Annotated in this window: 10 protein-coding genes and 2 pseudogenes; all 12 read right to left on the bottom strand. The window is 46.5% G+C overall.

Annotated features, from left to right (window positions below; translation table 11 throughout):
• Positions 1-76 precede the first annotated feature (76 nt).
• Positions 77-1,168, bottom strand: a pseudogene (locus OKC30_RS15370) (polysaccharide biosynthesis protein); the annotation flags it as partial.
• A complete protein-coding gene (locus OKC30_RS15365) occupies positions 1,165-2,046 on the bottom strand; it encodes an MraY family glycosyltransferase (RefSeq protein ID WP_270809673.1) in 882 nt (293 codons plus the stop codon). The gene OKC30_RS15365 and the pseudogene OKC30_RS15370, both read right to left, overlap by 4 nt.
• A 153-nt stretch (positions 2,047-2,199) precedes the next feature.
• On the bottom strand, positions 2,200-3,150 hold the full coding sequence (locus tag OKC30_RS15360) for a UDP-glucose 4-epimerase family protein (protein WP_270809672.1): 951 nt from the start codon (positions 3,148-3,150) through the stop codon (positions 2,200-2,202).
• A complete protein-coding gene (locus OKC30_RS15355; RefSeq protein ID WP_270809671.1) occupies positions 3,150-3,956 on the bottom strand; it encodes a glycosyltransferase family 2 protein in 807 nt (268 codons plus the stop codon). The genes OKC30_RS15360 and OKC30_RS15355 overlap by 1 nt, the downstream gene beginning before the upstream one ends.
• A gap of 1 nt (position 3,957) precedes the next feature.
• On the bottom strand, positions 3,958-5,034 hold the full coding sequence (locus tag OKC30_RS15350) for an acyltransferase family protein (protein ID WP_270809670.1): 1,077 nt from the start codon (positions 5,032-5,034) through the stop codon (positions 3,958-3,960).
• A 2-nt stretch (positions 5,035-5,036) separates the two neighbouring features.
• Positions 5,037-8,420, bottom strand: a complete 3,384-nt coding sequence (locus OKC30_RS15345; RefSeq protein WP_270809669.1) for a GT99 family glycosyltransferase N-terminal domain-containing protein — start codon at positions 8,418-8,420, stop codon at positions 5,037-5,039.
• Between the two features lie 17 nt (positions 8,421-8,437).
• Entirely contained in the window at positions 8,438-9,754 is a 1,317-nt protein-coding gene (locus OKC30_RS15340) for an ABC transporter ATP-binding protein (RefSeq protein WP_270809668.1), read from the bottom strand.
• Complete coding sequence (locus tag OKC30_RS15335) at positions 9,744-10,562, bottom strand: ABC transporter permease (RefSeq protein WP_069652502.1); 819 nt, start codon at positions 10,560-10,562, stop codon at positions 9,744-9,746. Before OKC30_RS15335 ends, OKC30_RS15340 begins: the two co-directional genes overlap by 11 nt.
• A gap of 83 nt (positions 10,563-10,645) precedes the next feature.
• Entirely contained in the window at positions 10,646-11,188 is a 543-nt protein-coding gene (rfbC, locus tag OKC30_RS15330; protein ID WP_263686676.1) for a dTDP-4-dehydrorhamnose 3,5-epimerase, read from the bottom strand.
• A 61-nt stretch (positions 11,189-11,249) separates the two neighbouring features.
• Positions 11,250-12,128 carry a glucose-1-phosphate thymidylyltransferase RfbA gene (gene rfbA / locus OKC30_RS15325; protein ID WP_270809667.1) on the bottom strand — a complete coding sequence of 293 codons (879 nt, stop codon included), beginning with the start codon at positions 12,126-12,128 and terminating at the stop codon, positions 11,250-11,252.
• Between the two features lie 114 nt (positions 12,129-12,242).
• Positions 12,243-13,130: a dTDP-4-dehydrorhamnose reductase gene (gene rfbD / locus OKC30_RS15320; protein WP_005324204.1), complete on the bottom strand. Its 888-nt coding sequence runs from the start codon at positions 13,128-13,130 to the stop codon at positions 12,243-12,245.
• Positions 13,130-14,167, bottom strand: a pseudogene (rfbB, locus tag OKC30_RS15315) (dTDP-glucose 4,6-dehydratase); the annotation flags it as partial. The gene rfbD and the pseudogene rfbB, both read right to left, overlap by 1 nt.
• Between the last annotated feature and the right edge of the window lie 76 nt (positions 14,168-14,243).

Here is a 14,243-nt window from a genome sequence, read left to right as displayed (position 1 = left end):
GACCAGCAGATCATTTTGGAGGTATTGGGTGAGCGCTATCGGCAAATTTATTCCTAAATCAGGTGCGGAATGTCGGCTGCATCACCGTCTTGAGGCGGTGCTGGCGCTGCACTGAGCCCAGTAGCGGAGCCAGCTCAGTTTCAATTCCCTCACGTTCACACTGTTCACGCAGGTTTTTGTGCAAGACATAGAGGGCGTATTCGGACAATTCGAACAGAACCAAGGTGGATGGCCGGCACCGCAAGATCTGGCGACAGAGCTCTGATCCAATAGAGCCCCCAGCCCCCGTCACCATGACCGCTTTGCCTGTGATGTTGGCTTCCATCAATGTCGTCACCGGCTCTACCGGGTCTCTACCCAACAGATCGTCGATTGAGACTTCATTAAGCTGATCAATACGGGCTGAACCATTGACCAGATCGGCCATACCCGGGATAGACAGCACTTCACAAGAGAGAGGCTCAAGTGCATTGATCACTTCCTGGCGACGAGCCCTGGTGCTGCTTGGCATGGCCAACAGGATCTTATTCACCCCATGGTGATCAATCAGGGTGGGGAGCTGAGCACTGCTGTACACGGTACATCCCTGAATAACGCACCCTTGTTTGGCTGGATCATCATCCACAAAAGCAACTGGGTAAAACTCATTTCCTTGCAACAAAGCCACTTGCAACTGCCGCCCCGAGGAACCGGCACCGTAGATCAGAACCTGTGTACGCGCCAAACGAGTAGTATTCAACAGTGCCCGAAAGAACAACCGCACACCACCGACCATCAACACCAAAAATGAGAGATAGATGACCGATACGGTTCTGGGCAGGAAGATATCGAAGTAAAACGCAGAGATAACAAAAAAGCTCGTTGAAACAAATGCACCTAATGAGATTGTCCAGAGCACTCGAAAACTAACATATCGCAAGATTGCACGATACAAACCCAAGCGAACAAAGACACTAATACTGAGGACAATAATTGCACACAAAAGGGCCCAATGATGGGGGCTTGCGATTGGCCAGCTATTTTCAAGTCTGATCCAATATGCCCCCCAATATGCCATGGTAATCAATAACGTATCTACTGAGACAGATATTGCTCGTTTGCTGGCTCGTGACAAGGAACCAAGGCAGGTAAGTAACCAGCTACCTCCCGGCCAAAAATCTGTGCTCATTCAGGTACTCCTGCCTTTAGGTAAAATGCGAGATAAGTTAGCGGTAAGTAGGCAATAATCAGACCCAACAGGCCATCGAGCCCCCCCCCAACAATCATGGCAGCAATCGGTGCAAGCCAAAGCACATTTATGAAGAGCACCATCAGTGTCACGTTACGATGACTTTTCCAGTGCCTTGCAGCATATTGAAATGCGTGAGTTCGATGAGCTTCACTCAGGCGGCATTTGAGACGATAGCGATTCAGTAAAGTCCAGGTAGCATCAACGACAAAGACGCCGAGCATGACAAGCCACGCCCACAGGAATTGGGGAGCGAAAGTTGCATCAAGCAACATCAGGGATGCGAGCATCATACCAAGGAAGCCACTGCCCCCATCTCCCATGAAGATCTTGGCCGGTGGAAAATTCCAGCACAAAAAGCCCGCAGCAGAAGCCCCCAGCAACAGGGTCAAACTCGCAAACGGCCACTCACTTCCTAAAAGGTAATGCAGTAATGCCATGACAACACAAACAGTCACGGCCTCACCGGCAGCCAGGCCATCGATGCCATCCATGAAGTTGTAAAGATTGATAAACCAGATCACACCTAACCATGCCAGCGCATAACCAAACCAGGCAAGATTTAGCTGCCACCCCAAGAAGGTCAGCTCTGGCAATCCATCAACAGCTAATACAACCAATGCAGCAGAAAGACTCTGGACAATTAAACGAGTTTTTGGCTCGAGAGACAGGTGATCATCGATAAAACCAACTAGTGCGATGCCCAGTGCTGCAATCCATATCAATAGCAAGCTTCCATAAGATACCCCATAGAAATCCGACACCTGGCTCACGACGAGAATAGGAGAAGCCAACAGAAATGTAGCGACAATCGCCATGCCTCCACCTCTCGGCGTAGGGATATAATGTGAGCTGCGATGATTGGGTTGGTCAAGAAGACGGCTCTGACCGTAGCGCTTAAGTAAGCCTGTCATGATCATGGAGAAAAACAAACATAAAACTAGAAGTAACGGAAATGTCAGCATCACAAACTACTCATTTTTGGAAGATGCCATCAGGGATAAAGCCTGAGAAAACGTATAAGGAGCCGACCATTGTAGCTGCCTCTGAGCCTTGCCAGTATCCATTTCTAGAGAGCCATAGATCCGCTGCAATTTGGCATCAATCCCAAAGTAACGGCCAATCCCTCTTACCAGAATTGATGGAATATAAAACAGTCGAGAAGGGACACCTTCAGCATCAGCAATAGCTATCAGCATCTCAGATGTCGAAACAGGTACTGGATCTGCGACCAAAAAAATCTGATTCACGGTAGCAGGATGCTTCATCGCACGAGCAATGAAATCGCATAAATTGGGTAATGCCAATAAACTCCGTGCATTTTTCAAACGGGCAAAGGGGAGTGGAAAACCGGTATGCACCATCTTTAACATGCTGGCAAAATTAGCCTTCACACCCTTACCATAAATAAGAGGAGGCCGGATAATCGTGACAGCCATACCACACTTCTTGGCAAGTGCCATCAGCCCTTGCTCTGCATCATATTTTGAGCGGCCATAAGGGTCTTGTGGTGGATTAAGGACATGTTCATCAAACGGCTTACCGGGCTCAGTCTGCTCACCATTTACTTTAATCGAGCTAATAAATATGAAGCGCTTAACACCAGCATCTGCGGCCTGGTTTGCGAGATTTAATGTGCCAATTGTGTTTACCGCTCGAAACGCTGTTAGAGGATCTGCTTCCTTATCAGACATCACATGCACCCTAGCGGCACAGTGAATGACAACATCCACCTGTTGTAATTGGGTTGTCCAGTTTGCATCTGCTGTCAAAGAGGGAGCGTTGATGTGATACGAAGCAAGCGGGTGACTTCGCACCGCACCTTTCACATTCACACCTAGACTCAGCAGGTGTTCACAGACCGCCTTGCCAACAAATCCGTTGGCGCCTGTTACCAAGACTGTACTTTTGATATCTGACATTACCACCAACGCCAACCGTGAATATTGAAGAAAGTCACCATAGAGCGCCCAAACATCCAGATATGCCGCCAACCTTTGCGCGATGCATGACCACCATGATGAACAACCTTCACCTGAGGGACATAGGCAATCCGGCAGATCTTCCCTGCACGTAAACTGATGTCAAAATCTTCAAAATAGAGAAAAAAGCGAGGGTCAAACCCTCCGAGCTGCTGCAATACATCTGTGCGAAACAGCATAAAACAACCACTGACAATGGGTGGATCCCACAGCACATCATGATTGTTGAGCTGATCTGCCATCTCATATTTCACCAAGCGCGCCTGAAATAACCTTTTCAAAAATGCAGGAGCAAAACCACGCAACAATAAATCAAAGACAGTTGGATAATCTTTGCAAAGCCGTTGTACCTCACCATCTGCCCATGTCGCGAAAGGCGTCAATAATCCGCACTCCGGATGTCTCTCCATAAACTCTAGTGCATTTTTCAGTGCATCTGGAGCAACTTCAAGATCAGGGTTCAGGATAAGATGATATTTAGCATCAGTCTGTAATGCACGGTTATGACCAGCCCCAAACCCAGGATTTGACTGTGCAAAAATCAAGTCGTGATCACCTATAAAACTCTTGCTTACATCTTCATATTTAATAGCAAAATCACTCGATGGTGAGTGGTCTACAACTATCAAGGAACTTACGACCTCAGCATCAGTTACTGCTCTCTGTAATTTTTTGAAAGTTGTTGTTATGATTGACTTTTCAGTGCAATAAGTAACCACAGAAATAGATAAATGATATTGGTACATGCTATTTAATCCAGTGATCACGCCACAGTAAAATATTGCGTTCAAAAACGTTATAAATAACTGCCGAGACAATTAGCGTAGCAAATATAAAACCAAGCCAATATAAAATAGCCGTATCCTCAGTCACATTTGGCAAATAGAAACCCATAGCACTTAACACTAATAAATTTACGAGATACGCAGAATATGACCATCTGGCAATTGGCTTTACAAATCTATAAAATAAATTACCAACTCTTAATTCAATACCACAGACAAGCAGACCAGCGGCAGCGATATTAGCTATTGGAAATAATAAAATTTTTAATAACAAACTGTCATCCATAACTTCATCTGGCTGCATCGAGATAATAATAACGGGTATTAGCAACAAAGCTAAGAAAGGTGCAGCCTTAATTGTTGCATCTCGCAATAGTTTACCATGGTAATAAAAATAAGAGGTTAAGACCCCAATCATAATTGAATCAAGACGTAATAATGCTGTCGATCTCACTTGATTAAATGACAAACCAGGCTCTAAACACACAAATATTATGCGCATCATCAAAGAAAACACTAACAATATTAAAAGAGTAACCAACAATGCCTGTACAGCAGAACTTCGCCAAGTAATAAGCATTATTAATGGAATAGATAAATAAAAAATCTCTTCAATTACCAAACTCCACGCTTCACCAAAAAAACCAGGATGGGGCGATAACAAGCTCTGCGTAAATGTCATATATCGCCATAATTCTGGCGCCGACTCAGGTCGCCATGTGTCAATAATCAGCCAATTTAAGAGTAAGAACAATAAATAGTTGGGATAGGTCCGTAAAAAACGACGCCCCCAAAATTTAGGAATCCAGTGCCAACGGCTATCACTTTTAGAGCTCTTTTCTATAATAATTGAGCCTATTAAGAAACCAGATAACACAAAGAATATCTCAACCCCGAGAAAACCACCAAATTTAAAAAGTTGTGCATCTGGAAAAACAGGAAACAATAGACGACGACCATGTGAAAGCAACACTAAAAGGATAGCACTAGCTCGACAAATGTCGAGCCAGTGATTTTCTTTTTCAATATGGCTCAACATAATTAGTTGGCTTTATAAGCCGCAATTTTATCTTGCAACTTATTTTCGCTATTTTGTATTAGTTTTTTATAAGTCATATTTGATATACCCCACAAAGTAGAATTAAGGTCTTCTTTATGACCAACTAAATATCTGGATGTCACAATTGTGTGAACATCATCATGCTGCTCAATAAAACGATCAATGGTATTACTTTGTGAATCGTGATTACAGCTATCCCAAGCCAAGAGCTTATCATAGAATTTATTTGAGTAAATATTTGTGACCATACTTACCATTTTATCTATATGAACATAACACTCATTGTCAACATCTTCGACATTTAATATTTTAACATCATCATGCAAGTCAGCAATCAAACCAGCAAATACATCCCAGTTTTCTTTTCCATATAAATATTTTTTAATATCATTAAGTCTGCTCCAAAAATCATCTGGAAGGAGAACATCGTCTTCACAGATAGTAATTTGTGGAAAATTGAGATCTTTAGCCCTATTAATTAGGAATTTATAACTTAATCCACATCCTATCCATCCAAGTCGATGTCTCAGGCCCGGAATATACTGAATACCATAGTGATTATCTTTTTCAAAATCCACTTTTCGGGCTGTCGTCTCAGGTAAACCTAAGCAAATCATATCTGTATCAAACTGAATGACGTGTCCCACAGCCTTATAAAAATCATCATAAGTGATAAGGTCGTGTGCTAAAAACAATCTCAAGAAATAATAGGAAAACATATCAGGCATGTTAGCACAGCCTTTTCTTATTTCATTATTTCGCTCTTTTCTAGCAACATCACTGGAGACCCAATGCTCAACTTTTTCCACCATAGCTTGAATATCGTTCACAGGAACAAAGTCAACCAAAGGTAACAGTTCAGAATACTCATCCATATCTGCACTTTCTTCAGATACAATGATTTTATTTTGCGACAAACACTCGTATATCCTGGTTGTTTCCAGTAGCGCTCCTTCATAATAATGAATATTAACAATCACCTTTGCTTTTGCCATTTCAGCATACAACGCATCACCAAAAAGATCATTGATGATTTTCACTGAAAAATGCCTTTTTAGCTCCGCAACATAGGCTCTACGTCTATCATTATTAATGTCACCATAAAATAACACATCAACCGTCTCAGGAACCGAGTCGGCAAGCTCGCGTGGAAGAAAACCCACAGGCAGATGATAGATCTGGCGATAGCTCAATCCTTTATCTTGCAAAAAGGCAATATTCTTTAAAGAGTAGTCGAAAATGGCCAGGGAGTTTTCCAGACGAGTAAGGTAATCGTCAGTGAACCAACGAGAACTGACTGACTGCTCAAGTTGATAAGCGATATATTGCCCAGGTAAAACAGGGAACATCTGTGGACAGATGACGATATGCAAGACATCCAAGTAACCTTCTTCAGGCATTTGATATTGAACTACAGCCCGAATATTCACTTTCTTCAAACTTGCACACATCAATTCGGCAAGATAACCACAATGCGTAGTTGTTAGAATAACTAACTCAGCAGTATCTTTATCTCCTAGAGAAATAACCTCTGGCATGGCATAGTGAGACTGATGACCCAATACATGGCTAATGCGGTGTAACGTCTCTCTGACTCCATGATGTCGCAAACTGCGACACCCTTTCATTAATAATGATGGCTCTCTGGCAAGAATAACCATAGGACGCACTAACGGGCGGATCATTCGCGCCAGTTTGCCACGCCGGCCACCTTCGCTGCATACTTGTCGCCAGCCATGTTGTAATGCAACAATATCACCACGCATCAACCGGCCCATCACTCTTAAAGGCATTGTCATCCGCCAGGACAAACTGGTTGTCACTTGTTGTTGCCAAGCTTGAAAGAGCGCATCCTGATGCTGAAGTTGATTTTCAAGAGCATTGACTTGGCGAGATGAAAACTCGGCTTGTTTAGAGATAGTTACCAATCGCTCAGAGAACATTTCCTTTTGTTTAGTGGCCTGCTGTTGTGCTTCATCAATACTTTGCTGCTGTCTCTCAATGATAGAAAGAGACTCCTGATATTGACGAGCAATCTCAGACTCATAATCAGATAGATGCTTGGTATGTAACTCTGCTTGTTCAGACAACGCAGTTGCCAATTCAGCATTACGCTCTTGCCACGCTCGAGCATCAGCCTGATGATCACGAGCAAGATTGGCAAACTGTATAGAAACTGCAGCTTGAACCGAAGAGGGTAGACCATCAAATAATTTTGGATCAAGGAGATCTTGTTGCATGTATTCGCTCACATGAAAAAGGATTATATCGTGCTGTTCAGGTTGGCCCAATCGAAAGCGTAAATATGCAGGTTTTAATTGCAATGAGAAAGGCACCAAGTATCCAAAAAGATAGAAACTAAGCCGTCTTAGACGTTCAGCTTCATCAGGTGCTTCCAATATAAAATTGTAAGAGTTATCACCCCAGACAGTGAGTGATTTATCTAGTAAAAGTGCCTCCAGTCCTACACTAGAGTTGATAGTTAATATCTGTCGACACAAAGCAACAAAATATAGACTATTAGGTGACTTATCGAGATTAATCTGCGCATCTTTAAGCGCAAATGGACTTCCAGGATGGGCACGAACAAGCAGACCATTTGCAGCCACTTTCTGACGTGCTGCAGCAAGCAGTGCGAGATTGCTCATTCCATTGCCATAAGCAACCAGATTAGAGTCGTCTTCAACTTGCAACACAGCCCCACATTCATAAGTGGTTTGAGCAGGTAAACTCAGGCAAGTTTCGGGATGAGTCAAGAAAAAATGCAATAGCTCTCGTGGTGTGAGTGACAATTGCCAATCATCACAGAGGGAATAACGTTGTGCTGACTCAGAGTTGCCATTGACACCGCGAAAATCGACATACCCAGTCTCACGATACAGGGGACCACGCAGTGGGCCCAATTCAATATGGATGACAGGAATACCACGGGCAGCACACACCGCCTCCAGTGAAGCGACATTACATATAGTGACGATGGCTTCGAGTTCAGCCGGAGCTGTATCCAGTAACTCCTCAAGTTCACGCTCAAAAACCGTATCGCGCTCACACAAAAAGCGCCGAAACGCCTCTATCGGATTACCATTGAGCTTATTCAGCCAATCATCAAATCTATTCTCATTCAGCCATGCGTAATGATGTTGCTCAGGCATAGCGTTAACTGGCAGGGAGTATCCCAACCGAGATTGTACCGCCTGATCACATTCCCAGCGACCGTCCCAATCACTAGGAGCGCGAACATAATCACGCCCGGTGATAAAGAAAGCAGATTCATCAGCCCACTCACAAAGTAAACGGTAATAGCACCAAAGATAAGGTGCAGCTTGGGCGCGAAAAGGATAAGGAGGTAGAAAAGCAGCCAGCATGGATAACTCCGAATAATTCAGGCCAGAACGATAATAGGCGCGTGTACGACGCCGCCCAGCTCTCTGGAAGACCAGAACTTTATTGTCTGCATCGGCCGACGTTGATCAAGTTCCTCACGCTCCCCTCCCTTGAGGGATGCCAGACCACAGTGCAACAAATAATCGCCACTATTAATTGGCAAGGTCACTTGATAAGTCACCAGTTGGCGACCGGGTTTCAAGGTTATGGGGTGACCAGCGGCAATATTGCTATCACCCCAAATGTCACCACCTTGGGCCCGGCTTAATGAAAGTCCTAATGCCACATCTTCAATGCTCTGGCTCGACCAGAGTTCAAAACGTAGCGTCAGTGTTTCACCTGATTTCACAAGGGGTTCTTCATGAAAAGGTGTACCATCCGCCTTGACAATGGTCAGGCTGGCGATAATCGCACGGGCAGAACCAAATCGCTTCTCACCCAGCGCCAGATTGGCCTCACTCTTTTGCTTTTCAATTAGGACTGACTGCGATGGACAATCGCCATCACTTTCAATGTCTGGCAGTGCCAAGGTATCTGCTTGCTCCTGCGACAGGATCATCCCTTTTTCATAAGCCATCACCGCAGCTAGCACATCAGTGGTATCACCTATCAGGCGGCCCCCCTCCATTACCAGACAACGATCGGCATACTCCAGAATACTGCCTGTTGAGTGGGTCACCATCAAAATGGTTACCCCCTTCGCTTTCAGGGCCTCCATACGCTTGAAACACTTGTATTGGAAACCGATATCGCCAACTGCCAGCGCTTCATCGACGATCAAAATTTCAGGGTCTATACACGCCTGCACCGCAAACGCCAAACGCACGTACATGCCACTGGAATAGGTCTTGACGGGTTGCTCCATAAAATCGCCAATATCGGCAAAACGAGCGATTTCATCAAACCTTGCATCAATATCCTCTTTACTCAATCCCAGGACACTGGCATTGAGATAGACATTATCACGCCCACTGAACTCCGGATTAAATCCAGCTCCCAGCTCAAGCAATGCAGCAATACGCCCATTAACACTAATTTCACCATGAGAAGGATTTAGAGTACCGCATATCAGTTGTAGTAATGTAGACTTTCCGGCTCCATTATGACCAATAATACCAACGGTTTCCCCTTTCTTTATCGTGAAGTTAATTGATTGCAGAGCCCAAAACTCACGAAAATACTGCTTTGAGGCACGTCGAAATAATCGCAACACACGCGGGAAAACGAACTGTTTGAGTCGATCGACAGGTTGCCCATACACTTGATAGCATTTGCTTAGCCCATGAACTTCAATTGCCACTTTGTCAGAGCACATCGGCAAACCCCTTACGCGTTTTTTGGAACAAGGCAAATCCTGCATACATAACTACCGTTGCGACAATCAATGTCATGCCGTATTCTTTCCAATAAGGCATTTTCCCCCAGTAAAGCACATCACGTACTTGTGCAATAACAGGAGTAAGTGGGTTGATATTCAACCAGTGGCGGTACTCTTCAGGTAATGCTTCAATAGGATAAAATATAGGAGAGAGGAACATCAATATGGTACTGATAACGCCTACCAATTGAGAAAGGTCACGTAAGTAAACCCCCATTGCTGCAAGTGCCCATGAAATTCCCATTATAAAGAAAATGAGCGGGATAATTACTATCGGAAAAAGTAGAACAGTAATGGGTGGTGTACCAATAGCAATAGCATAGAAAGTAAGCCATACCATAAAGCTAATAAACATATTTATCATAGCACTGCCCAATGCGACCCACGGCAGTATATCGAGTGGAAACACCACTTTCTTGACATAGTTGACATTTTCAAGAATCAATCGTGGAGCACGATTAAAACACTCTGAAAATAGATTGAAGACCATTAGACCGGCAAAAAGCACCAATGCAAATTCACTACGAGAATCACTACCACCACTCCAGCGAGCTTTGAATACCACACTAAATATGAATGTGTAAACTGCCAACATAAAAAGTGGAGTAAATAAAGCCCACAAATTTCCAAAAAGTGAACCACGATATCTCGCTGCAACTTCGCGGCGAACTAACGTCATAATCAAATGGCGGTTTTTTAAAATCGATAAGATACGGATGGGGGATATACTACTATCTCGGTTCATAATTACCCTTGAGAAGAAACCAAAATAAACCTCTTACCATATAGCTAGAACATCTACATAGTTCTATTCATGCTGATACAAAATTAAAAAATGTCAGCCTTGTGAAATGAAAAGGCATTCTCATCTTTTTTTGAAAGAATAGGTTTATCTAACGGCCAATCAATGCTCAAGTCTGGATCTTTCCAGAATAGACTTCTGTCACTTTCAGGATGATAATAATTAGTCGTTTTATACAAAAACTCCGCAGTCTCGCTCAGAGTTACAAAACCGTGTGCAAACCCTTCCGGGATCCACAACTGCCGCTTGTTTTCACCAGATAAATGAACCCCAACCCATTGCCCGAAGGTCGGCGAGCTTTTGCGGATATCTACCGCTACATCAAATACTTCACCAGCCACACAACGCACCAGCTTGCCCTGGGCATGGGGAGGCAATTGATAGTGCAAGCCACGCAATACCCCTTTCGACGATTTGGAGTGATTATCCTGCACAAAACTCACAGGATATCCTACTGCCTCTTCAAACAACTTGTGGTTGAAGCTCTCAAAGAAAAATCCACGCTCATCACCAAATACTTTTGGCTCAAAAATAAGCACGTCAGGAATTGCTGTTTTGATTACATTCATCTGTTTACCCACATTTGATCCAGTTTTTATGGGGGAACAACATTCCTCCCACCATATCACATCAGGCGTTAGCAACCATTCTTAACAAATATTGGCCATATGCATTTTTCGCCAGCGGCGCTGCAAGCTCACGTATCTGGTCAGCACTGATAAACTTTTGGCGATAGGCAATCTCTTCAGGACACGCCACCTTCAATCCCTGGCGCGTCTCGATAGTCTGAATAAAGTTGCTCGCTTCTATCATGCTTTCATGGGTACCGGTATCCAGCCAGGCATAGCCACGCCCCATCATCGCCACCGACAGATCGCCTTGCTCCAGGTAGATACGGTTCACATCGGTGATTTCCAGCTCACCACGCGGTGACGGCTTCAGGCACTTGGCAATCTCAACAACGCTGTTGTCGTAGAAATAGAGGCCGGTCACCGCATAGTTGCTCTTGGGCTCCAACGGCTTCTCTTCCAGCGAGATAGCGGTACCCTCTTTATCAAATTCCACCACCCCATAACGCTCGGGGTCATGCACATGGTAGGCAAAGACGGTAGCACCACTCTCTTTGGCCGCTGCCGCCGCCAACTGTTTCTGCAGGTCGTGGCCATAGAAGATGTTGTCCCCCAGCACCAGCGCACAGGGGTCTGACCCGATAAACTCTTCACCCAGAATAAAGGCTTGTGCCAACCCGTCCGGACTTGGCTGCACCTTGTACTGCAAATTCAGGCCCCACTGACTGCCGTCACCCAGCAATTGCTCAAAACGGGGGGTATCTTGCGGCGTGCTGATGATCAGAATATCGCGAATGCCCGCCAGCATCAGGGTGCTGAGCGGGTAGTAGATCATCGGCTTGTCATAGATAGGCAACAGTTGCTTGCTCACCGCCATGGTCACCGGATAGAGACGGGTGCCTGAGCCACCGGCCAGAATGATGCCTTTACGTTTGGTCATGATGCTTGTTTCTTATTTTTAAATTGCAAAAGAAAAAGGTGGCTTGCAGCTACACCTTTTACGTTTTATCTCTTGCCAGCCAGGGATGCACTCAACACATCCCTGACCAGGGATTTACTTGCTGAGGATCTCGGTCAACATCCGCTCCACGCCGACGGTCCAGTCCGGCAGTACCAGATCAAAGGTGCGCTGGAATTTGTCGGTATCAAGGCGGGAGTTATGGGGGCGTTTGGCAGGGGTCGGGAAGGCGCTGGTCGGCACTGCATTGAGTTGCGTGACCGCCAGATCAACGCCAGCCTCTCTGGCTTTGGCAAACACCAATTGGGCGTAGTCAAACCAGGTGGTGGTACCGGAGGCAATCAGATGGTACAGCCCGGCAACCTCTGGTCTGCTCTGCGCCACGCGGATCGCATGGGCGGTGCAATCGGCCAGTAACTCGGCACCGGTCGGGGCGCCGAACTGGTCATTGATGACCGACATCTCGCTACGCTCTTTGCCAAAGCGCAGCATTGTCTTGGCAAAGTTGGCTCCACGGGCGGCGTAGACCCAGCTGGTGCGGAAGATCAGGTGACGAGCGCAGAGAGCCGCCCCCTGTTCCCCTGCCAACTTGGTTTCACCGTAGACGTTGAGCGGTGCAGTTGCATCGGTTTCCACCCAGGGACGCTCACCGCTGCCATCGAACACATAGTCGGTGGAGTAATGCACCAGCCAGGCACCCAATGCTTCCGCTTCTTTGGCGATCGCCGCCACACTGGTCGCGTTGAGCAGCCCGGCAAATTCCCGCTCACTCTCCGCCTTGTCGACTGCGGTGTGGGCTGCGGCGTTGACAATCACGTCCGGCTTGACCAGACGTACCGTGTCGGCCACCCCTGCCGGGTTGCTGAAATCGCCACAATAATCGGTGGAGTCAAAATCAACGGCAGTGATGCGGCCCAGTGGTGCGAGTGCACGCTGCAGCTCCCAACCGACCTGACCGTTTTTGCCAAACAGCAGAATATGCATCAGGCACGCTCCCCGTAATTCTGCTCAATCCAGGATTGGTAGGCACCGCTCTTGACGTTGTTGACCCACTGTTGGTTATCCAGATACCACTGCACAGTTTTGCGAATGCCAGATTCGAAAGTTTCTTGCGGCTGCCATGCGAGCTCACTGCTCATCTTGCTGGCATCGATGGCATAACGGCGATCATGGCCAGGGCGATCCGCCACATAGGTGATTTGCTCACGATAAGAGCCCGCCTTCGGCACCATCTCGTCCAGCAGATCGCAGATGGTGTGTACCACCTCCAGATTCTGCTTCTCGTTATGACCGCCGATGTTGTAGGTCTCCCCGACCAAGCCCGTGGTCACCACCTTGTAGAGCGCGCGTGCGTGGTCTTCCACATAGAGCCAATCGCGAATTTGGTCGCCCTTGCCATAGACCGGCAGCGGCTTACCATCCAACGCATTGAGGATCACCAACGGGATCAGTTTCTCGGGGAAGTGGTACGGGCCGTAGTTGTTGGAGCAGTTGGTGACGATGGTGGGCATGCCGTAGGTACGGCGCCAGGCGCGCACCAGATGGTCACTGGAAGCCTTGGAGGCAGAATAGGGGCTGCTGGGGGCGTAGGGCGTCGTTTCAGTGAAGAGTGGCAAGGGTTCAGCAGCAGACGCTTCATCCGGATGTGGCAGATCGCCATACACCTCGTCGGTGGAAATATGGTGGAAGCGGAAGGCCGTCTTGCGCGCCTCGTCCAGACCGTTCCAATAGGCGCGGGCCGCTTCCAGCATCATATAGGTGCCGACGATATTGGTCTCGATGAAGTCGGCGGGGCCTGTGATAGAGCGATCAACGTGACTCTCGGCGGCCAAGTGCATCACGGCATCCGGTTGATGGGTAGCAAACACCCGATCCAGTTCGACGCGGCTGCAGATGTCGACCTGCTCGAACGCGTAGCGATCGCTGCCCGAGACCTCAGCCAGGGATTCCAGGTTGCCTGCATAGGTCAGCTTGTCGAGGTTGACAACTGAGTCTTGGGTATGCTGGATGATATGGCGAACACATGTACAGGATCTTTAGCTACAACCAATTGAAATAGATAGAAAAAAGGCTTCGTTTGTGATCTGATTTAATCGC

The organism is Aeromonas sp. QDB18, assembly GCF_027705325.1.
GTDB lineage: Bacteria > Pseudomonadota > Gammaproteobacteria > Enterobacterales > Aeromonadaceae > Aeromonas > Aeromonas caviae.
This window is presented reverse-complemented; position numbering and strand designations above follow the sequence as displayed.

Excerpts from the sequence above, each read along its gene's own strand:
- OKC30_RS15365 (WP_270809673.1), bottom strand. The coding sequence starts at position 2,046 with ATGGCGATTGTCGCTACATTTCTGTTGGCTTCTCCTATTCTCGTCGTG.
- OKC30_RS15360 (WP_270809672.1), bottom strand. The coding sequence starts at position 3,150 with ATGTCAGATATCAAAAGTACAGTCTTGGTAACAGGCGCCAACGGATTT.
- OKC30_RS15355 (WP_270809671.1), bottom strand. The coding sequence starts at position 3,956 with ATGTACCAATATCATTTATCTATTTCTGTGGTTACTTATTGCACTGAA.
- OKC30_RS15350 (WP_270809670.1), bottom strand. The coding sequence starts at position 5,034 with ATGTTGAGCCATATTGAAAAAGAAAATCACTGGCTCGACATTTGTCGA.
- OKC30_RS15345 (WP_270809669.1), bottom strand. The coding sequence starts at position 8,420 with ATGCTGGCTGCTTTTCTACCTCCTTATCCTTTTCGCGCCCAAGCTGCA.
- OKC30_RS15340 (WP_270809668.1), bottom strand. The coding sequence starts at position 9,754 with ATGTGCTCTGACAAAGTGGCAATTGAAGTTCATGGGCTAAGCAAATGC.
- OKC30_RS15335 (WP_069652502.1), bottom strand. The coding sequence starts at position 10,562 with ATGAACCGAGATAGTAGTATATCCCCCATCCGTATCTTATCGATTTTA.
- rfbC (WP_263686676.1), bottom strand. The coding sequence starts at position 11,188 with ATGAATGTAATCAAAACAGCAATTCCTGACGTGCTTATTTTTGAGCCA.
- rfbA (WP_270809667.1), bottom strand. The coding sequence starts at position 12,128 with ATGACCAAACGTAAAGGCATCATTCTGGCCGGTGGCTCAGGCACCCGT.
- rfbD (WP_005324204.1), bottom strand. The coding sequence starts at position 13,130 with ATGCATATTCTGCTGTTTGGCAAAAACGGTCAGGTCGGTTGGGAGCTG.